Here is a 19,306-nt window from a genome sequence, read left to right on the forward strand (position 1 = left end):
TTGTAGGCCGGCGCCGCTCTTCACGATGCGCTGTTCTCCGCATGATTCGGGCATGCATGGCCGCTAGACTTGGCGGCATGCAGCAGCCATCCCATCTCTCCTCCGAACCCTGTGCCCCGTCCGCCTGGGGCTGTGCCTGCGCGCCCTGGCGCGCGCGTCGCGGTTTTCTGCTGGCCGGCAGCGCGGCGGCCATGGGCCTGGCCACGGCGCCGGTGGCGGCACAGGTGCAGGTGGGCGGTGCCTCGGGCCTGCGCAAGCTGGTGCCGGCCGAGACGCTGGAAGGCGCCGCCACCGACCAGTACCAGCAACTGCTGGCCAAGGCCCGCGCCCAGGGCGCACTGGCTGGCGACAGCAACCCGCAGCTGCAGCGGCTGCGCGCCATTGCCCGGCGGCTCATCCCGTACACCGCCCAATGGAATCCGCGCGCCAATGCCTGGCGCTGGGAGGTGAACCTGATCGGCAGCAAGGAGATCAATGCCTTTTGCATGCCGGGCGGCAAGATAGCCTTCTACACGGGCATCATCGAGCAGCTGCAGCTCACCGACGACGAGATCGCCATGATCATGGGCCACGAAATGGCCCATGCGCTGCGCGAGCACTCGCGCGAGCAGTTGGCCAAGAACCAGGCCACCAGCATCGGCATCTCGCTGGGCGCGCAATTGCTGGGCCTGGGCGACCTGGGCAATGCGGCGGCCCGCCTGGGCGGCCAGTTGCTGTCGCTGAAATTCAGCCGGGGCGACGAGAGCGAGGCCGACCTCGTGGGCCTGGAACTGGCTGCGCGCGCCGGCTACAACCCCCAGGCCTCGGTCTCGCTGTGGCGCAAGATGGGCCAGGCCACGGGCGACCGTGGTGGCCTGGAATTCCTGTCCACCCACCCCGCAGGTCCCGAGCGCATCCGCGAGCTGGAACGCAACATCCCGCGCGTGGAAGGCCTCTACGAGGCCGCACGGCGCGGGTAGGCAGCCGCCTTCAGGCGGCGGCTTTTTGCTTTGGTTGATAGCCCATCACGGCTTTCACTTCAAGGTACTCCTTGAAGCCGTGCTCGCCCCATTCCCGGCCCGTGCCGGACTGCTTGTAGCCGCCGAACGGCGCGCCGAAGTCCGGTCCTGCACCGTTGAGGTGGACCATGCCGGTGCGCAGGCGCGAGGCCACACGGCGTGCGCGCTCCAGGCTGCCTGACTGCACATAGCCCGACAGGCCGTAGGGCGTGTCGTTGGCCTGGGCGATGGCCTCCTCCTCCGTGTCGTAGGGCAGGATGACCAGCACGGGGCCGAAGATTTCCTCGCGCGCAATGGTCATGTCGTTGCGCACGTCGGCGAACACCGTGGGCCGCACGAAGTAGCCGCGCGCAAGGCCCTCGGGGCGGCCCGTGCCACCGGCCACCAGGGTGGCGCCTTCGGCGATGCCGGCCTCGATCAGGCCCTGGATCTTGCGGAACTGCGCCTCGCTGACCACGGGGCCCATGTGCATGGCGCCGGTGTCGGCCAGTGCATCGCCCACCTTCACGCCCTCGGCAGCGGCCTTGGCGGCCGCCACGGCGCGCGTATGCAGGGCGCGCGGCACGAACATGCGCGTGGGTGCGTTGCAGCTCTGGCCCGAATTGGTGAAGCAGGCGTTCACGCCCTGGACAACGGCTTTTTCGATGTCGGCATCGTCCAGCACGATGTTGGCCGACTTGCCGCCCAGCTCCTGCGTCACGCGCTTGACGGTATCGGCCGAGGCCTTGGCCACGGCAATGCCCGCGCGCGTGGAGCCCGTGAAGGTCATCATGTCGATGCCGGGGTGCACGGACATGGCCTCGCCCACCGAGGGGCCGTCGCCGTTGACCAGGTTGAACACGCCGGCGGGCACGCCCGCTTCGTGCAGGATCTCGGCCACCAGGATGGCGTTCAGCGGCGCGATCTCCGAGGGCTTGAGCACCATGGTGCAGCCCGCCGCCAGGGCCGGTGCCACCTTGCACATGATCTGGTTGATGGGCCAGTTCCAGGGCGTGATCATGCCCACCACGCCCACGGGCTCATGCACGATGCCGGTGGTGCCGCGCACGCTCTCGAACTCGAAGTCCCTGAGCACCTGCAGGGTCTGCTTCAGGTGCCCCGCGCCCACCGTGGCCTGGGCCGCGCGCGACAGCCACAGCGGCGCGCCCATCTCCAGCGAGATGGTCTGCGCCACCTCGTCGATGCGGCGCATGTAGACCGCCAGCACCTTGTCCAGCAGGGCCAGCCGCTCGTCCCGCGTGGTCTGCGAGAAGCCGTCGAACGCGCGGCGTGCGGCGGCCACGGCTGCATCGACATCGGCGGCCGAGCCCATGCTGATGCGGGCCGCCACCTCCTCGGTGGACGGATTGATCACATCCAGCGTGCGCGGCACGGCCGGGGGAACCCATTGGCCGTCGATATAGAACTGCAGGTGCTCTTGCGTGCTCATGAAGCTGTCTCCGTGTCTCGTTGTCATTGGGTGGAAGGGGTGTCGAAGGTGACGCGCTGGTTCACGCGGTAGTGGGGCCAGTAGTCGGCCACAGCATAGTGCTGCGTGCTGCGGTTGTCCCAGATGGCGATGCCGCCTGCGTCCCATTGATGATGCACCATGAACTCCGGCTTCTTCAGCCAGTCCAGCAGGAAGGCGAGCACGCCGCGCGCCTCGTGCCGGTCCACGCCCGTGATGTGGCGCGTGAAATCGGCATTGACGAAGATGCACTTGCGGCCTGAATCGGGGTTGGTGCGCACCACGGGATGCGTCACGGGCTTGAACTGGCGCAGCGCCTCGAACAGCGCCTCCTCGCCCTTGCGGCCCAGGTATTCCCGGAAGCCCGATTCCTCCCAGGTATGGACCGCCTGCAGGCCTTCCAGGTACTGCTGCATGCCGGGCGAGAGCCAGTCATAGGCCTTGCTGGTGCTGGTCCAGCAGGTGTTGCCGCCGGCCGGCGGCGTGGTCACGATCTGGATCACGGTGCCCAGCGGCGGCTGCTGCTTCCAGCTGATGTCGGTGTGCCAGTTGTCTATGGCGGGCGGGCGGTCCTTGTCGGAGATGATCATCTCCACGTCGGGCATGCCGCTCTTGCGCTCGAAGTACGAACCCTTGGACAGCGGGCCGAACACCTGCGCCAGCGCCACATGCTGCTCGGCCGTGATGGCCTGGGGCCGGAAGAAGATGACCTCGAAGTCGTACAGGGCCTGTCGCAGTTCTGCCTGCACCTCGGGGGACAGGGGCCGGGTCAGGTCCACGCCCTCGATCCAGGCCGCGAAGTTGGGCATGCGCGGCACGGGGCGGATGTGGTGGTAGCGGGCGTCGATGTCGATCAGCTGCATGGGGGCGGCATTGGCCATGGGGGTACTCCTTGGAGGAACGGATGGAAGGGGAGGAAGAGGAAGGAAGGTTGGGAGAGAGGGCTGGCGGGCTCACTGCCAGTGCAGCAGCCGCCTCTCGGCCCAGGACATGAAGCGCACCATGCCCACGCCCAGCAGGGCCAGCACCAGCAGCAGCGCCATGACGCCATTGATGTCGAAGGTGGAGCCCAGGTAGGCCAGGGTCTGGCCCAGGCCCTTTTCGCTGGCGATGATCTCGGTGCCCACCACGCCCAGCAGGGCATAGATCAATCCCAGGCGCAGGCCCGAGAAGATCACCGGGACGGCGCCGGGCAGCGTGACCTCGAAGAAGGTGGTGGTGGCGCTGGCGCCCAGCGTGCGGCACAGCGTCACATGATCCTGGCTGACGCCCCGCATGCCTGCCACCGTGGCCGACAGCACGATGAAGAAGGTCAGCGAGCAGCCCACGGCGATCTTGCTGCCCAGCCCCAGCCCGAACCACAGGATGAACAGCGGCGCCAGCGCGATGCGCGGCATCACGTTCAGCGCGTTGAAGTAGGGCTCCGCAAAGCGCTCAATGGCCGGCCAGCGCACAAAGGCCAGCCCCGTGGCGAAGGCGGCCACGCTGCCCAGCACGAAGGAGCAGGCCACGGCCGCCAGCGTCCAGCCCAGGTCGGACCAGAACCGGGCCGTGCCCGCATGGTTCCAGAGATAGGCGGCCACGCCGCTGGGCTGGCCGAAGAAGGTAGGGTCCAGCCAGCGGCGAGCGGCGGCCCATTCGGCCAGTCCCAGCACGAGACAGATGAACAGCGCATGCAGCGCCAGCCATTGCAGACGGTCAGCCTTCATGGTGCACCCATCCCGATTCGAGCTGCGACCACAGGGCCGCATAGAGTTCATGGAAGCGCGGCGACTTCTGCAGGTCGCGGATGGAGCGCGGGCGCGGCAGGTCTATGGGCAGGTCGGCGATGATGCGGCCCGGTCGCGAGGACATCACCACCACGCGGTCGGAGACCGCCACGGCCTCGGCCAGGTCATGGGTCACGAACAGCACGCTGTGGCGGTGCTGCTGGCACAGGCGCAGCAGCAGGTCCTGCAGCTGCAGCTTGGTCTGCGCGTCCAGGGCGCCGAAGGGCTCGTCCATCAGCAGCAGCTGCGCGTCCAGCGCAAAGGTGCGAGCCAGCGCCGTGCGCTGGCGCATGCCGTGGGACAAGGCCTTGGGCAGGGCTTGCGCATGGTCGGCCAGGCCCACCTCCTGCAGCATGCGCAGTGCGCGCTCCGTGCTGTCGGCCGTGCCGACGCCGCGCACGCGCGCGCCGAAGGCGGCGTTCTCCAGCGCCGTGCACCAGGGCAGCAGGCTGTCGCGCGCCAGCATGTAGCCCACGCGGGAACTGCCCAGGCGCGGTGCCTCGCCCAGCACGCGCAGCGTGCCGGCGCCGGTGTGGGCCACCAGGCCCGCGCAGAGGTTGAGCAGGCTGGTCTTGCCGCAGCCGCTGGGCCCGACCAGCGAGACGAATTCGCCCTCGGCCACCTGCAGCGCAATGTTGTCCAGCACCTGCGTGCGGCCGTCGAAGCTCAGCTGCAGGCCGTCGGCGGCAATGGCCTGCTGCGGCGGCAGCTGCGATCCATTGGAAGTCATGGCGCGCTCCCCCTTCACTGCGCCAGCAGGGGCGCGGTGTCGATCAGCTTGTCGATCTGTCCCGTGCGCTGCAGGTAGCGCGCGGCATGCTGCAGGGCCTTGGGGTCCACTGCGAACTGCATGGAAGGAATGGCATTGCGCAGCGCCACTTCCAGGATCCGGTCGCCGCCTGGCGTGTTGATCCTGAAGCTGTCCTGCGCGACTTTGAGCAATGCATCGAAATGGGTCGGTTCGCGGGCATAGTCGGCCGCCTCGTTCATGGCGCGGCGCAAGCCCTCCACGGCCTGGGCGTTCTTGCGCAGGAAGTCGGCGCGCACCACCTGCAGCACGCCGGCGCCGTTGGTGTCCACCACATCGGCCGGACCCTGGCCCCTGCGCGGATCGACGACGATGCGGCAGGCCTGGCTGACCTCGCAGAAGCCGTCCATGGGCGAGAACAGCATCAGGCCATCGACCTGCTTTTGCGCAATCGCCGGAAAGGCGGTGTTGGGCGATCCCACGGCGACGATGGTGACGTCGTCCGCCTTCATGCCCGCGCCCTGCAGCAGGCTCACGAGCTGGAACTCGGCCGCGCTGCCACGCGCCGTCACGCCGATGCGCCGGCCCTTGAAGTCCTGCATCACGGCGGGATAGCCCTGGCCGGCATGCGGGGTGGGCAGGGCCGACGAGGCCATGAGGAAGAACGTCGGCGCGCTCGCGCCGCTGCCGATCACCTTGAGGTCGGCGCCCTTGTTGACCGCCTGAAGCAGCACCTCGGGCGGCGTAAACGCCACTTCGAGGTCACCGGCCAGCAAGGTCTGCAGCGCCAGCGGCGCCTGCGGGATGGGACGCAGTTCGCAGCGTATGCCGTGCTTCTCGCACAGTCCCCGCGCGTTGGCCACGCGCACCAGGAAATTGCCGATGCCGGGGTAGTCCTGGATACGCAGCGTGGGCGTCTGTGCCAGGGCTGCCTGGGTCGAGAGCAGGGCGAACACGAAGGCGGATACCAGGGCGAGCGTGGTGCGGATCATGGGGCGGGCTCCATACGTGTGGGTATGGGGCCGATTACAAGGACGGTGCTATGCGCCAATTGCCGCGAAAGGGACAATGATCGGGTGAACACCAAGCTCGGTTCCCCCAACACCTCTTTGGCGCAGGCGCGCAGCGAGCGCTATCGCGTGGACCTGCTGGCCGAATTGCCGGCCGCATCGGCACGCGGGCTGCGGGCCATAGGCTCCAGGCGCCGCTACCGCGATGGACAGTTCGTGCAAAAGCGCGGCGATGCGGCCGACCATGCGCTGGTGCTGCTGTCAGGGCGCTTTCGTGTCGTGGCCTTCACCGTGGGCGGCACCGAGCGCATGACGCGCTGGCTGGAGGCCGGGGAGATCACCGGCATCAGCTCGGTGCTGGGCAATGCGCCCGTGCCCGTGGACCTGGTGGCCGATGGCGATGTCGAGGTGCTGGTCCTGCCGCGCCAGCCGCTGCTGGACTTCCTGGAGCGCGATGCGCCCGCATGCCTGGCTGTGGCGCGCCTGCTGAGCCTGCGCGTGAACGGGCTGCTGGACACCATCTTCATCAGTTCGGAGGACACGCTGCATGCCCGGGTCTGGGCCACCTTGCAGGTTCTGGCGGCAGAGAACGGCCAGCCCCTGCCCGGCGGCCGCACCCTGCTGCGCATATCGCAGGGCGATCTGTCGCATGTGGTGGGCGCCTCGCGCCAGCGCGTGAACGAGGAGCTGCGCAAGCTGCAGGCGGGCGGCAGCGTGCGTCTGGGCTATCGGTGGATCGAGGTGCTGGGCTGAGACAGCTGCAGGCTCAGGTCCCGCCCACGTAGGGGTTGCTCTTGCGCTCGCGGCCGAAGCTGCTTTCGGGGCCGTGGCCCGGGATGAACACGGTCTGGTCGCCCATGGGCCACAGGCGCTGGACGATGCTGTCGATCAGCTGCTGGTGGTTGCCCTGGGGAAAGTCGGTGCGGCCGATGCTGCCCGCGAACAGCACATCGCCCACGAAGGCGCGGTCGATCTGCGGCGCATGGAACACCACGTGGCCGGGCGTATGGCCGGGGCAGTGGCGCACCTGCAGCGTTTCCTGGCCGATGCTCACCGTGTCGCCATCGTGCAGCCAGCGCGTGGGCGTGAAGGGGTCCGAATGCGGGAAGCCGAACATGGCGCCCTGCTGGGGCAGGGCATCGATCCAGAACTGGTCTCCGGGATGGGGGCCGATGATGGGCAACTGCTGTGCATCGGCCAGCTCGCGCGTGCCGCCCGCGTGGTCTATGTGGGCGTGCGTGAGCCAGATGGCCTTGAGCGCCAGGCCCAGGCGCTCTATCTCCCAGCCGATCTGCTCCAGGTCGCCGCCCGGATCGATGACGGCGGCTTCCATGGTCTGGTCGCACCAGACCAGCGAGCAGTTCTGCTGGAAGGCGGTGACGGGGATGGTGTGGTACTGGAGCATGGGCGGCGTGGGTGCTTCTGGCGAAAGCGCCCATTATTCCCGCTCCTTCCCCTGATGGCAGCGCAGGGCCGCCCCGCTTGCGCCGTCAGGTGGTCGGCTGGCCGCATTGCCCGCAGAACCGCGCGCCGGCCGGATGGCTGGCGTTGCAGTTCCTGCAGGCCTGCGGCAGCACCGCGCCGCCACACTGCGGGCAAAAGCGCGAGCTGGCGGCAATGGATGCACGGCAGCCGGGGCAGACCGCCGCCACGGCTGCGGCACGGTATGCGCCGCCGCCGTGGTGGCCGCCGCGCGAATGATTTCCGAACAGTCTTTGCAAGAGTCCCATGGTGTATTCCTTCGCACTGCGCGGATGCGCCGCTGCAGTCGTTCAAAGGCGCATTGGGACACGGCAGCGGTCCGCCGGGCCGTGGATGGCGATCATTTAATGTGGCTGTCATCTCGTGGCAATCCAGGTCCTGTGACGGACAGGAGACAGCCTCGCGGGCAGACCCCGTGGCTGTGGCAACGCCGCCGTGTTACAAGCTAGCCGTGCCGCCAAGCCAGCCTGCCCCCGATGCAGGCACGCAAGGATTTTTTCGAGGATGGGCCGGGCCGCCACCTGCGCAACGCAGGGCGGGTACCGGCATCACGCGAGGGAGAACCGGTATGTTGATTGGCGTGCCTGCCGAGACCATGGCAGGAGAAACCCGGGTGGCTGCGACCCCCGAGACCGTCAAGAAGCTGCGTGCGCAAGGCCATGTGCTGCGCGTGCAGGCGGGGGCGGGAGTGGCGGCCAGCGTGCCCGATGCCTTGTACGAGGCAGCGGGCGCGGAGATCGTCGATGTGGCAGGCGCCCTGGGCGCCGACCTGGTGCTCAAGGTCCGTATCCCTTCGGAGGACGAGTTGCCCGGCATCCGCAAGGGCGCAACGCTGGTCGGCATGCTGGACCCGTTCCAGCCCGCAGGCCTGCAGCGCCTGGCCGATGCGGGAGTGACGGCCTATGCGCTGGAGGCGGCTCCGCGCACCACGCGTGCGCAGAGCATGGACGTGCTGTCCAGCCAGGCCAATATCGCGGGCTACAAGGCCGTGATGATCGCGGCCAACCAGTACCAGCGCTTCTTTCCCATGCTGATGACGGCGGCCGGCACGGTGAAGGCCGCGCGCGTCGTGGTGCTGGGCGTGGGCGTGGCCGGCCTGCAGGCCATTGCCACGGCCAAGCGCCTGGGCGCCGTGATCGAGGCCAGCGATGTGCGGCCCAGCGTGCGTGAGCAGGTCGAATCCCTGGGCGGAAAGTTCATCGACGTGCCCTACGAGACCGCCGAGGAAAAGGAGGCCGCCGAAGGCGTGGGCGGCTACGCGCGCCCCATGCCGCAAAGCTGGCTGGACCGCCAGAAGGCCGAGGTGGCCAAGCGCGTGGCCCAGGCCGACGTGGTCATCACCACGGCGCTGATCCCGGGCCGGCCCGCTCCCGTGCTGGTCACGGCCGAGATGGTGCAGGCCATGAAGCCCGGCGCCGTCATCGTGGACCTGGCGGCAGAGCGCGGCGGCAACTGCCCGCTGACCCAGGCCGGCATGACCGTGGTCACGCATGGCGTGACCATCGTGGGACTGACCAACCTGCCCGCCATGGTGGCGGCCGACGCCTCGGCCCTGTATGCACGCAATGTGCTCGATTTTCTCAAGCTCATCATCAACAAGGATGGCGCCCTGCATGTGGACATGGAGGACGACATCGTGGCCGCGTGCCTGATGGCCCATGAAGGCCAGCTGCGGAGGAAATGACATGGAAGCCGTATCCCCCACCATCATCCATCTCATCATCTTCGTGCTGGCCATCTACGTGGGCTACCACGTGGTGTGGACCGTCACGCCCGCGCTGCACACGCCGCTGATGGCGGTGACCAATGCCATCTCGGCCATCGTCATCGTCGGCGCCATGCTGGCGGCGGCGCTCACGGAAACGGGCCTGGGCAAGACCATGGGCGTGCTGGCTGTGGCGCTGGCCGCGGTCAACGTGTTCGGCGGCTTCCTGGTCACGCGGCGCATGCTGGAGATGTTCCGCAAGAAAGAGCGCAAGAGCGCTCCGGCCAAGGACGGCAAGGACGCCAAGGCGGAGGGCCAGTCATGAGCATGAACCTCGTCACGTTGCTCTACCTGGTGGCCAGCGTCTGCTTCATCCAGGCGCTCAAGGGGCTGTCGCACCCCACCACCTCCATACGCGGCAACCTGTTCGGCATGGCCGGCATGGTGATCGCCGTGCTGACCACGGCGGCGCTCATCGTGCAGCTGGCCGGCGGCAATGCATTGGGCCTGGGCTGGGTGCTGCTGGGCCTGCTGGTCGGCGGCACGGCCGGTGCGGTCATGGCCCAGCGCGTGGAGATGACCAAGATGCCCGAGCTGGTGGCCTTCATGCACAGCATGATCGGCCTGGCGGCGGTGTTCATCGCCGTGGCCGCCGTGGCCGAGCCCTGGGCCTTTGCCATCACGGCCAAGGGCGGCGCCATCCCGGGCGGCAACCGCGTGGAGCTGGCGCTGGGCGCCTTCATCGGCGCCGTGACCTTCACGGGCTCGGTGATCGCCTTCGGCAAGCTCAGCGGCAAGTACAAGTTCCGCCTGTTCCAGGGCGCGCCCGTGCAGTTCAAGGGCCAGCATGCGCTCAACGCCGTGCTGGGGCTGGCAGCGGCCTTCTTCGTCTTCGGCTTCTGGCACAGCCAAAGCTGGATGGACATCGTGCTGGTCATCGCCCTGGGACTGCTGCTGGGCGTGCTGCTGATCATTCCGATTGGCGGCGCGGACATGCCGGTGGTCGTGTCCATGCTCAACAGCTACTCGGGCTGGGCGGCGGCGGGCATCGGCTTCTCGCTGAACAACAGCATGCTGATCATTGCGGGTTCGCTGGTGGGCAGCTCGGGCGCCATCCTGAGCTACATCATGTGCAAGGCCATGAACCGCTCGTTCTTCAGCGTGATCCTGGGCGGCTTCGGCGGCGAGGCCACCAGCGCGGCGGCAGGCTCCCAGCAGCAGCGCAACGTGAAAAGCGGCAGCGCCGACGATGCGGCCTTCGTCCTGGGCAATGCCGAGACCGTGGTCATCGTGCCCGGCTACGGCCTGGCCGTGGCGCGTGCCCAGCACGCGGTCAAGGAGCTGGCCGACAAGCTCACCGAGCGCGGCGTGACGGTGAAGTACGCCATCCACCCGGTGGCGGGCCGCATGCCCGGCCACATGAACGTGCTGCTGGCCGAGGCCGAGGTGCCCTACGACCAGGTCTTCGAGATGGAGGACATCAACAGCGAGTTCGGCCAGGCCGACGTGGCCATCATCCTGGGCGCCAACGACGTGGTGAACCCCGCCGCACACGTCAAGGGCAGCCCCATCTACGGCATGCCCATCCTGGAGGCCTACAAGGCCAAGACGGTGATCGTCAACAAGCGCTCCATGGCGGCCGGCTATGCGGGCCTGGACAACGAGCTGTTCTACATGGACAAGACCATGATGGTCTTCGGCGACGCCAAGAAGGTGGTGGAGGACATGGGCAAGGCGCTGGAGTGAGGCGTGCGCCCGGGCTGAAGTCCGAGGAGGGCAGGGCCCAAGCCCTGGCCTCCTTGAAAACGATCTTGGGTCAGCCCCCGGACCGGGTCAGCAATTCGTCCAGCGCATCGGCGATGGCTTGGCCTTCATGCTCCAGTGAGGCCACCACTTCACCCAATTGATCCAGGGCGACTGAAACCATGTCCAGGGCATGCAGGACGACCGGCACGCCTTCAATGACAAACACAGGATTCATCCTCGCACCCACGGTTGGAGTGCCGCGCGGCAGCAGATTCTGCCGAACCAGTGGAACCACTACGCGACGGCGGTAGCGGTCAAACAGCGAGGACTGGATCACGACGACGTAGGGAATCGAGTCGCGCAAGGCTCCCTTGTTGCGATGAACGTCGAATTGCGCCACTAGAGCGTCGAGTGCTCGTCTGCGAACGAACCCACCGCGATGTTGACCGCGTTCCAGTCGCTGGCGCAGGCGTCGGCAAGCCGTTGGCGCTCACGCTGTGCGCCCTCCTGCCTGGCAACGTATTCGGCCAGCAGGGATTCCATGGTGGCCGAGAGATTGTCGGTATAGGCCTTGGCCTGTGTCACCAGATCTGCATTGATCGTGAGATGGATTGGCCGCTTGGCGCTGGAGACAGCAATGGATTTCATCTCGGAACCCTCAGATAAAGATCATGCGCACAGTGTCTGTATGAGAGCGCGACGAGTCAAACCGCCGCGACCCAAGGCCCTGCTTGAACGTCTCACACCTTCATGTCATAGCCGATGGTGACCGGCGCATGGTCCGAGAACTTCACATCCTTGTAGATGTGCTCGGTGCGCGCCAGTGCGGCGGTGGCCGGGGTGGCCAGGTGGTAGTCCAGGCGCCATCCCACGTTGTTGGCATAGGCCTGGCCGCGGTTGCTCCACCATGTGTAGCAGGCGTCCGTGGTGTCCGGCTGGAGCAGGCGATAAACGTCCACAAGACCGCCCGTGGGATCAGTTTTGTGTAACAACTTTGTCATCCACTCGCGCTCTTCGGGCGTGAAACCGCTGTTTTTCTGGTTGCTGCGCCAGTTCTTGAGGTCGATCTGCTGGTGGGCGATGTTGATGTCGCCGCACAGGATGAACTCGCGCTCGCCCTTCATGCGCATCAGGTGATCGTGCATTTCGGCCAGGAAGCGGAACTTGGCCGTCTGGCGCAGTTCGCCCGAGCTGCCGCTGGGAAAGTAGGCGCTGATGATGGACAGCTTGCGCGCGGGCGTGTCGAAGCGCGCCTCCACATAGCGGCCCTCGGCGTCGAATTCGTGCGAGCCGAAGCCGACCACGACGTCGCTGGGCTCGTGGCGGCTGTAGACGCCCACGCCCGAGTAGCCTTTCTTCTCGGCGTAGTGGAAGTGGCCGCGCAGGCCGGCCAGCAGCTCGAAGCGTCCGGTCATGTCGGCGGCCTGGGCCTTGATTTCCTGCACGCAAATACAATCCGGCGCAGTGGCCTCGATCCAGGCTTCGACGCCCTTGGTCGAGGCCGAGCGGATGCCGTTGAGGTTGAGGCTGGTCAATTTGAACAAGGATGAATCCATGGTGGTGAGTAATCTGCAGGCCGATGACACAGGCCGTCTGGCGCAGGAATTTGTGCAATTCGCCGTTGACGCAGGGGTGCTGCGTTTCGGCGAGTTCAAGACCAAGGCCGGGCGCATGAGCCCGTACTTCTTCAATGCCGGCCTGTTCGATGACGGCGGCAAGATGGGCCGTCTCGCCGAATTCTATGCAAAAGCCATCGCAGCCAGCGGCATCGAGTTCGACATGATCTTCGGCCCCGCCTACAAGGGCATCCCGCTGGCCGCCACCGTGGCCGTGGAGCTGGCCCGCATGGGCCTGAACAAGCCCTTTGCGTACAACCGCAAGGAAGCCAAGGACCACGGCGAGGGCGGCACCCTGGTGGGCGCGCCCCTCAAGGGCCGCGTGCTGATCGTGGACGACGTGATGAGCGCCGGCACGGCAGCGCGCGAGTCCATCGCCATCATCCGCGCCGCAGGCGCCACGCCACATGCCGTGGCGATCGCGCTGGACCGCCAGGAAATGGCCACCGAGAATGGCCAGGACGTGCCCCACAGCGCCGTGCAGTACGTGCGCAACCAGCTGGGCATGCAGGTCTGCACTATTGCAAAACTGGCAGACTTATTGCTTTATCTTGAGATTCAAGGTGGCAGCGAAGGCAGCGGCCACCATGAGCGCGTGCTGGCCTACCGCCAGCGTTACGGAGTCAACGACAAGGGATAAGGGTTTGATGAACAAGGCGTTGCATGCACGGTTCCTGTGGTGCGCCCTGGCTGGTGCCACTGTTGGCCCTGCCTGCGCCCTGGATGCCGGCGTGCCGGCCGGCATCTATGCATGTACCGACGCCAAGGGCCGGCGCCTGACGGCAGACCGCCCGATTGCCGAATGCGTGGACCGCGACCAGCGTGTGCTGGGCAGCTCCGGTGTGGAGCTGCGCCGCGTCGGCCCCACGCTGACCGACAACGAGCGCGCCGAGCTCGATGCCCAGCGCCGCCGCGAGCAGGCCGAACAGCGCCGTGTGCGCGAGGAGCGCTCGCGCGAGCGCGCCCTGATTGCGCGCTATCCCAACCAGGCCGCGCACGACGCCGAACGCGCCGAGGCCCTGTCGCAGACCGACCAGGTCGCCAACCTGGCGCGCCAGCGCATACAGGAGCTGCAGGCCCAGCGCGTCAAGATCGATGGCGAGATGGAGTTCTACCGCAAGGACCCGTCCAAGGCCCCCGCCTCCCTGCGCCGCCAGCTCGATGAAAACCGCAGCAGCCAGGAAGAGCAGCAGCGCTTCATCCAGCAGCAGGAGCAGGAAAAAAGCCGCATCAACCAGCGCTTCGATGCCGAGCTCGTGCCGCTGCGTGCGCTGTGGAGCGCGGCCGCCGCCGCTGCGGCTCCCACGGGCCGCTGAACGGCCCTTGCCCCCTGTCTTTCCCGTCTGGCGCGAACGGCCTGCCGCACGCCCGGTGCGCGTGAATCGGATTCGTCCTGCAAGCGCTGCCATTGCGGCGGTCTAGGCTGTCACTACATTCCCGGCCACGGATTTTCCCGGGCCCTCAGGGCCTGGCTGCTGGTGTGCGCTGCAGCCACAGGTGCCGGGCCGCCGCGAGAAGGGAGCATGCATGACGGCATGGCGATGGTTGACGGTGCTGTGGCTGTGGGCCGCCGGTGCCTGGCTGGCCTGGGGAGGCGCGCAGCTGCTGTGGGCCGGGGGCAGCGGCTACTACGTGGTGGCAGGTGTGCTGCTGTTGGCCGTGGGCCTGGGCGTGGCGCGCCGGTCGGCCATGGCGCTGTGGCTGTTTGCGCTGTGGCTGCTGGGCACCGCGCTGTGGGCGGTCTGGGAGATAGGGCTGGACTGGTGGCCGCTGGCGGGGCGCCTGGGGGTGCCCTGGTTGATGGGCCTGCTGCTGGTGCTGCCCTGGTCGGTGCGTGCGCTGCGCCATGAGCCCGACATGGGCCAGAACCGGGGCCTGGCACCAGCCCATGCGGCGCTGGCGCTGGTGGTGCTGGGCACGGCCATTCTTGCGGGCCTGTCATTCGGGCGCCAGCGCGATGCCCATGAAACTCAGGGCCAGTTTGCGGGCGCGGCCGCCGCCGCGTCGGACCTGCCGGCCGACGGCCAGGTCACGGCCGTGCAGAACATGTCCATGGTGGCCTCCGATGCCGGTGGCCTGCGCAGCCCGCCGGTGCTGCAGGGCGATGCCACAGATGCCGTGCCCGATGGCGAATGGCACGCCTATGGCCGCACCGGAGCGGGCCAGCGCTATTCGCCGCTGCGCCAGATCGGCCCGCACAACGTGCGGCTGCTGCAATTGGCCTGGGAGTTCCGCACGGGCGATGTGCGCGGCAAACCCGGCGATCCCGAAGAAACCACGTTCGAGGTCACGCCGCTGAAGATCGGCGAGCGCCTGTTCCTGTGCACGCCCCACCAGTCGGTGATTGCGCTCGATGCCACCACGGGCAAGCAGCTGTGGCGGCGCGACCTGACCATGCCCAAGGGGCTGGCGCTGCAGCATCTGACCTGCCGGGGCCTGTCCTACCAGTCGGCGCAGGCGGCCGCGCAGTTCGACGCGGCGGCAGGGCAGACGCATTCGGCGGTGGCGCCGGCTGCAAGGAAGTCCGGCGCGCAGGCCATGCCTGCACCCACCGCCGCATCCACGGCTTCGGCTTCTGCTTCTGCAGCCCCTGGCGATGACGGCCGCTGCACCGCCAAGCTGTTCATGGCCACGGCCGACGGCAAGGTGGTCGCGCTCAATCCCGCAGATGGCCAGACCTGCAGCAATGTGGCGGGCGGGCAGGGCCAGATCGACCTCTGGCAGGGCATGCCCGAGCGCAAGCCGGGCTCGTACTACTCGACCTCGCCGGTGGTGGTGGTGCGCGACCGCATCATCGTGGGCGGCACGGTGCTGGACAACCATTCCACGCGCGAGCCTTCGGGCGTGATCCGTGCGTTCGACATCCGCTCGGGCGCGCTGCTGTGGGCCTGGGACCCGGGGCGGCCAGGCAACAGCACGCCGCTGCCCCCCGGGCAGACCTATGTGCCCAGCTCGCCCAACAGCTGGTCCATCTCCAGCGTGGACGAGACGCTGGGCCTCGTCTTCGTGCCCATGGGCAATGCGCCGCCCGACCAATGGGGCGGGCGGCGCAGCGCCGAGGCCGAGCAGTATTCGTCCTCGGTGGTGGCGCTGGACATTGCCACGGGCGCCGTGCGCTGGGTGTTCCAGACCGTGCACCACGATCTCTGGGACTACGACGTGCCCTCGCAGCCCAGCCTGATCGACCTGGAGATCGGCGGCCACAGCGTGCCCGCCCTGGTGCAGCCCACCAAGCAGGGCGAGCTGTTCGTGCTGGACCGGCGCACGGGCCAGCCGCTGCTGCCCGTCACCGAGGTGGCTGCGCCGCAGGGCGCGGCACGCGGCGACCGCACGGCGCCCACGCAGCCGCATTCGCAGCTGAGCTTCAACCCCCCGGCCCTGACCGAGCGCGACATGTGGGGCGCCAGCCCCTTCGAGCAACTGTGGTGCCGGCTGGCCTTTCGCCGCCTGCGCTACGAGGGACGCTTCACGCCGCCCTCGGAGCAGGGCTCGCTGATCTATCCGGGCAACTTCGGCGTCTTCAACTGGGGCGGCGTGGCCGTGGACCCGCGCCGGCAGGTGGTGTTTGCCACGCCCACGCGGCTGGCTTTCGTCTCCACCCTGGTGCCGCGTGCGGACGATACCTCGCTGCTGGTGCAGGATGGCGGCCCGCCCAAGGACGGCCTGCCCGCGCTCAACGAAAACTTCGGCGCACCGTTTGCGGTGCGGCTCAAGCCCTTTGTCTCGCCGCTGGGCATTCCCTGCCAGGCGCCGCCCTGGGGCTTTGTGGCGGGTGCCGACCTGCGCACGGGCCAGATCGTCTGGCAGCGCCGCAACGGCACGCCGCGTGACCTGAGCCCGCTGCCGCTGGGCTTTCGCATGGGCGTGCCCGGCATTGGCGGCCCGGTGATGACCGCGGGCGGCGTGGCCTTCTACTCGGGGGCACTGGACAACTATGTGCGCGCCTATGACGTGGACAGCGGCCGCCAGCTCTGGCAGGACCGCCTGCCCGCAGGCGGCCAGGCCACGCCCATGACCTACCTGGGCACGGACCAGCGCCAGTACCTGGTGGTGGTGGCGGGTGGGCATGGTTCGACCGGCACCAAGGCCGGGGACAGCGTGCGCGCCTATGTGCTGCCCAAGGAGGTGGCGGCGCCCTGAAGCGCTCAGCGCTGTGGGGGTCTGCGCCGGGTCATGCCGATCCGGCCCGGCCCAGCATGCGCAGCACGCGCGTGACCAGCAGCGCGGCCACCCAAGCCAGTCCGCCGATCAGAAACGGCAGGCGCAGCAGCGCGCCTTGCTGGGCGAACAGCATCAGCGCGTCCGCCTTCCACAGCGCGGCATAGCCCGTGTACAGGCCGTAGGCCAGCCAGGCCAGCACCCCCAGGGCGAACAGGGCCGCCATGCGCCGGGCGCTGCGGCCATCGCGCGAATCCGCGGGCAGGGCGCGCGTGCCGTGCCAGACCCAGCCGATGGAGGCGAGCACCAGCAAGGCACTGGCTGCCACGGACAGCTGCAGCCAGGTATGGGGAGAGAGTGAGGACATCAAAAGGAAACTGCGCGCCGGCACCGTGCCGGCCGCAGCGAGTGTAGCGGCGCCGTGCTTTGCGCCGCCTGCGCGCTCAGGCCGGCTGCCAGACGGTGGCGCCGTGGCCCTGGCCGCCGCTTCCGGGCACGGCATGGATGCCCAGCACGGCCGCGTGGCGCTGCAGCAGGGCGTCGAATTGCTCGGTGCTTTCCGCCGTGGCCGGGGCGTCGTCGTATTCGCTGGCCACCTGGTCCGTGGTGAAGGAGCTGGCGCCGAACTTCTGGACGATGTTGCGCAGCTTGTCGAGATTGGGGCTGGTGGATGGGGTCATGGCAACTCCTTGGGGTCATGGACGCCTGCTGCGCCGCAGGCCTGTGGACCAGTGTAGCCCCGGGGCCTGGGCAGGCCATCCGGGGCATCCCCGCAAAGCGGCGTAGGACTTGGAACCCCGTCGTCAGCCGCCCGTGGCCACGGGGCCGGCGCTCAGCACTTCGGCCAGCGGCTTGCGGGGCGAGGGCACCTCGCGCTCGCGCAGATCGTCGGGCAGGGTGGCCGCATCGCCGCGCCAGCCCACCGCGATCACCACCTCGGGCTCCAGGTGCTCGGGCAGGCGCAGCACCTCGCGTGCGGCGTCGGCCGAGAAGCCGCCCATGGCGTGCGTGGCCAGGCCCATGGCATGGGCTTCCAGCGCCAGGTAGCCCCAGGCGCAGCCCGCGTCGAAGCTGTGCTTGCCGGGCGAGGCCTGGCGGTCGGACATCAGCACGATCAGCGCGCCCGCCTCCAGGCACCAGCGGCGGTTGAATTCGTTGGGAATGGTGCTGAAGGCCTGCCAGTTCGCATCGCCGCGCAGCGCATAGGCAAAGTGCCAGGGCTGCTTGTTGCTGGCCGAAGGCGCCCAGCGCGCGGCATCGGCCAGTTGCTCGATCTGGGCCTGGCTCAGTGCCTCCGGCCTGAAGGCGCGCGGCGACATGCGGCCCAGGAATTGCGGATGGATGGGGGTGGTGGTGTTGCGTGTCATGCGGATAGGCGGCAAGCAGAAAGGAAAGCGGCAACGATAGCGCAAGGCCTCAGGGCTGGCGCGGTGCCTGGCCATGCTGCTGGCTGATCACGCGCAGGTGGCGCTCCATGCGGATGAAGACCAGCACCATCACCACCAGCACGAGGAATGACATCAGCATGCTCCAGAAGGCCGTCTCCACGGCGCCGAAGCGCTCCTTCCAGGAGCTGCTGCCGTGGCTGTCCTCGCCGCGCAGCGCGCGCGCCGCATTGTCCAGGGACAGCGTGTAGTTCAGCAGCACCGTGGACAGGATCTGCTGGGCCGTCTGCGCCTGCAGCCGCGGCTCCAGGGCGGCATTGCCGAAGACCTGCTCCAGCGCGGCGGGCAGGCCCTGCACGTAGGCCGCATAAGCGCCCTTGCCATGTTCCAGCTCGGCGGCCTGGGCGCGCTCATGGATGGCGGCGGCGGTATCCACGGGCTCGACCATCCAGCCGTCTTCCTCGTCGGTGGAGGCGGCTGCGGCAGTCGCTGCGTCGGCCGCCGCATCCACGGCCCCGGCATCGCCTTCGCGCTGCCCGCGCTCCTGGATGCGGCGCTGCACATCGGCCTCGGACGGCAGGGCGTCGCCTTGCAGCAGCGGGTGCAGCGGCGCCAGGCCCCGGGCCTGGTTGTCCCGCTCGGTGCGCTCGCGCCGCGCGGGATCCTTGTTCACGTAGGCGCGCACCAGGGCGTCGGCCTTCTGGAAGGCGGGGCGCAGCGCCGGATCGGCCAGGCGCTTTTCCATGGCGGGTTCGCCGCCGCCCGCGCCCAGGTCGCGGCTGGTTTCGTCCACGACGAACTGCAGGTCGGGCCTGGCGTCCTTCCAGTTCAATTCCTGGGCCACGGCCTGGGGTGCCTCGGCCTTGCCGGGCCTGAAGCTCTCCCAGGTCCACAGTGCCATGCCCACCAGCACGAGCAGGGAGAACACCAGCAGCAGCACGCGCACCACCTGCACCAGCAGGTCCTCGATCCTGCGCAGCATGTTTGTAATCATCGGAATCCTCGGTTGGTTCGTAAAACAAGGGCGCGTCCGGCCCGCCCGCAGGCCTGTTCTGTTGCTATTGATTTGAAAGCGCCGGACACAGACGCGCGAATTCTAGGAAGGCTGCCGCGCACGGGCGCACCGGTTCTCAATGTTTTACATTTCGCGCCAATCTCGAAGTGTGCATGTGCTCCCGTGGCATGCGCCGTCCTGCAATGGGCGCCTGCCGGATGGCCGGGCGTTCATGGCCGCAGGGCGCA

22 protein-coding genes are annotated in these 19,306 nt (G+C 68.3%); 8 read left to right on the top strand and 14 right to left on the bottom strand.

Translation table 11 applies throughout. The features are described from left to right. The first annotated feature begins 56 nt into the window (after nucleotides 1–56). The gene (locus tag IB269_RS25925; RefSeq protein WP_013800201.1) at nucleotides 57–959 is read left to right on the top strand and encodes a M48 family metallopeptidase; all 903 of its coding nucleotides are present in this window, start codon (nucleotides 57–59) and stop codon (nucleotides 957–959) included. Between the two features lie 10 nt (nucleotides 960–969). On the opposite strand, the gene IB269_RS25930 is transcribed toward IB269_RS25925, so the two are convergent. The 5 genes from IB269_RS25930 to IB269_RS25950 all read right to left on the bottom strand — a co-directional run bounded on the left by IB269_RS25930 (nucleotide 970) and on the right by IB269_RS25950 (nucleotide 5,954). Beyond that, nucleotides 970–2,427: an aldehyde dehydrogenase family protein gene (locus tag IB269_RS25930; RefSeq protein WP_192368692.1), complete on the bottom strand. Its 1,458-nt coding sequence runs from the start codon at nucleotides 2,425–2,427 to the stop codon at nucleotides 970–972. A gap of 23 nt (nucleotides 2,428–2,450) precedes the next feature. Then, nucleotides 2,451–3,326 (bottom strand): TauD/TfdA dioxygenase family protein, encoded by an 876-nt coding sequence (locus IB269_RS25935; RefSeq protein ID WP_016448570.1) that lies wholly within the window; start codon nucleotides 3,324–3,326, stop codon nucleotides 2,451–2,453. A gap of 72 nt (nucleotides 3,327–3,398) precedes the next feature. Beyond that, entirely contained in the window at nucleotides 3,399–4,154 is a 756-nt protein-coding gene (locus IB269_RS25940) for an ABC transporter permease (RefSeq protein WP_192368693.1), read from the bottom strand. After that, nucleotides 4,144–4,944, bottom strand: coding sequence for an ABC transporter ATP-binding protein (locus IB269_RS25945; protein WP_192368694.1), 801 nt, complete (start codon nucleotides 4,942–4,944; stop codon nucleotides 4,144–4,146). Before IB269_RS25945 ends, IB269_RS25940 begins: the two co-directional genes overlap by 11 nt. A 14-nt stretch (nucleotides 4,945–4,958) precedes the next feature. Continuing rightward, nucleotides 4,959–5,954 carry an ABC transporter substrate-binding protein gene (locus IB269_RS25950; RefSeq protein ID WP_192368695.1) on the bottom strand — a complete coding sequence of 332 codons (996 nt, stop codon included), beginning with the start codon at nucleotides 5,952–5,954 and terminating at the stop codon, nucleotides 4,959–4,961. Between the two features lie 84 nt (nucleotides 5,955–6,038). On the opposite strand from IB269_RS25950, the gene IB269_RS25955 reads away from it, so the two are divergent. Then, nucleotides 6,039–6,725 (top strand): Crp/Fnr family transcriptional regulator, encoded by a 687-nt coding sequence (locus IB269_RS25955; RefSeq protein WP_013800207.1) that lies wholly within the window; start codon nucleotides 6,039–6,041, stop codon nucleotides 6,723–6,725. Between the two features lie 13 nt (nucleotides 6,726–6,738). Here the strand turns inward: IB269_RS25955 and IB269_RS25960 are convergent, their stop codons facing one another. After that, entirely contained in the window at nucleotides 6,739–7,377 is a 639-nt protein-coding gene (locus IB269_RS25960) for an MBL fold metallo-hydrolase (RefSeq protein WP_012202273.1), read from the bottom strand. An 85-nt stretch (nucleotides 7,378–7,462) separates the two neighbouring features. Beyond that, nucleotides 7,463–7,702: a zinc ribbon domain-containing protein gene (locus tag IB269_RS25965; protein WP_013800208.1), complete on the bottom strand. Its 240-nt coding sequence runs from the start codon at nucleotides 7,700–7,702 to the stop codon at nucleotides 7,463–7,465. Nucleotides 7,703–8,022: 320 nt separating this feature from the next. Between IB269_RS25965 and IB269_RS25970 the strand changes: the two genes are divergently transcribed. Genes IB269_RS25970 through IB269_RS25980 form a run of 3 tightly spaced genes read left to right on the top strand, consistent with a single transcriptional unit; the run spans nucleotide 8,023 to nucleotide 10,905 of the window. Beyond that, nucleotides 8,023–9,138, top strand: coding sequence for a Re/Si-specific NAD(P)(+) transhydrogenase subunit alpha (locus tag IB269_RS25970; RefSeq protein ID WP_012202275.1), 1,116 nt, complete (start codon nucleotides 8,023–8,025; stop codon nucleotides 9,136–9,138). Between the two features lies 1 nt (nucleotide 9,139). Next, nucleotides 9,140–9,484, top strand: coding sequence for an NAD(P) transhydrogenase subunit alpha (locus IB269_RS25975; protein ID WP_012202276.1), 345 nt, complete (start codon nucleotides 9,140–9,142; stop codon nucleotides 9,482–9,484). Next, the gene (locus IB269_RS25980; protein WP_012202277.1) at nucleotides 9,481–10,905 is read left to right on the top strand and encodes an NAD(P)(+) transhydrogenase (Re/Si-specific) subunit beta; all 1,425 of its coding nucleotides are present in this window, start codon (nucleotides 9,481–9,483) and stop codon (nucleotides 10,903–10,905) included. Before IB269_RS25975 ends, IB269_RS25980 begins: the two co-directional genes overlap by 4 nt. Before the next feature lie 70 nt (nucleotides 10,906–10,975). Here IB269_RS25980 and IB269_RS25985 read toward each other — a convergent pair whose 3' ends face one another. From IB269_RS25985 to IB269_RS25995, 3 genes are all read right to left on the bottom strand, one after another. Further along, entirely contained in the window at nucleotides 10,976–11,305 is a 330-nt protein-coding gene (locus IB269_RS25985; protein ID WP_192368696.1) for a CcdB family protein, read from the bottom strand. Beyond that, a complete protein-coding gene (locus IB269_RS25990; protein ID WP_043791083.1) occupies nucleotides 11,305–11,553 on the bottom strand; it encodes a type II toxin-antitoxin system CcdA family antitoxin in 249 nt (82 codons plus the stop codon). Before IB269_RS25990 ends, IB269_RS25985 begins: the two co-directional genes overlap by 1 nt. 92 nt (nucleotides 11,554–11,645) lie before the next feature. Further along, nucleotides 11,646–12,449, bottom strand: a complete 804-nt coding sequence (locus IB269_RS25995; RefSeq protein ID WP_013800210.1) for an exodeoxyribonuclease III — start codon at nucleotides 12,447–12,449, stop codon at nucleotides 11,646–11,648. Between the two features lie 10 nt (nucleotides 12,450–12,459). Between IB269_RS25995 and pyrE the strand changes: the two genes are divergently transcribed. The 3 genes from pyrE (at nucleotide 12,460) to IB269_RS26010 (ending at nucleotide 16,661) form a co-directional block, all read left to right on the top strand. Further along, a complete protein-coding gene (gene pyrE, locus IB269_RS26000) occupies nucleotides 12,460–13,161 on the top strand; it encodes an orotate phosphoribosyltransferase (protein WP_088166584.1) in 702 nt (233 codons plus the stop codon). Between the two features lie 7 nt (nucleotides 13,162–13,168). After that, complete coding sequence (locus IB269_RS26005; protein ID WP_097204544.1) at nucleotides 13,169–13,837, top strand: DUF4124 domain-containing protein; 669 nt, start codon at nucleotides 13,169–13,171, stop codon at nucleotides 13,835–13,837. A gap of 211 nt (nucleotides 13,838–14,048) precedes the next feature. Further along, nucleotides 14,049–16,661 carry a membrane-bound PQQ-dependent dehydrogenase, glucose/quinate/shikimate family gene (locus tag IB269_RS26010; protein ID WP_192368697.1) on the top strand — a complete coding sequence of 871 codons (2,613 nt, stop codon included), beginning with the start codon at nucleotides 14,049–14,051 and terminating at the stop codon, nucleotides 16,659–16,661. A gap of 31 nt (nucleotides 16,662–16,692) precedes the next feature. Here the strand turns inward: IB269_RS26010 and IB269_RS26015 are convergent, their stop codons facing one another. From IB269_RS26015 to IB269_RS26030, 4 genes are all read right to left on the bottom strand, one after another. Then, the gene (locus tag IB269_RS26015; RefSeq protein WP_043821873.1) at nucleotides 16,693–17,046 is read right to left on the bottom strand and encodes a hypothetical protein; all 354 of its coding nucleotides are present in this window, start codon (nucleotides 17,044–17,046) and stop codon (nucleotides 16,693–16,695) included. A 76-nt stretch (nucleotides 17,047–17,122) separates the two neighbouring features. Beyond that, nucleotides 17,123–17,359, bottom strand: a complete 237-nt coding sequence (locus tag IB269_RS26020) for a hypothetical protein (protein ID WP_013800215.1) — start codon at nucleotides 17,357–17,359, stop codon at nucleotides 17,123–17,125. Nucleotides 17,360–17,482: 123 nt separating this feature from the next. Beyond that, nucleotides 17,483–18,046 carry a nitroreductase family protein gene (locus IB269_RS26025; protein WP_013800216.1) on the bottom strand — a complete coding sequence of 188 codons (564 nt, stop codon included), beginning with the start codon at nucleotides 18,044–18,046 and terminating at the stop codon, nucleotides 17,483–17,485. Nucleotides 18,047–18,095: 49 nt separating this feature from the next. Then, complete coding sequence (locus tag IB269_RS26030) at nucleotides 18,096–19,058, bottom strand: hypothetical protein (RefSeq protein ID WP_192368698.1); 963 nt, start codon at nucleotides 19,056–19,058, stop codon at nucleotides 18,096–18,098. Nucleotides 19,059–19,306 lie beyond the last annotated feature (248 nt).

The organism is Delftia sp. DLF01 (assembly GCF_014852125.1).
In the GTDB taxonomy this organism is placed as follows: Bacteria; Pseudomonadota; Gammaproteobacteria; order Burkholderiales; family Burkholderiaceae_C; genus Comamonas; species Comamonas acidovorans.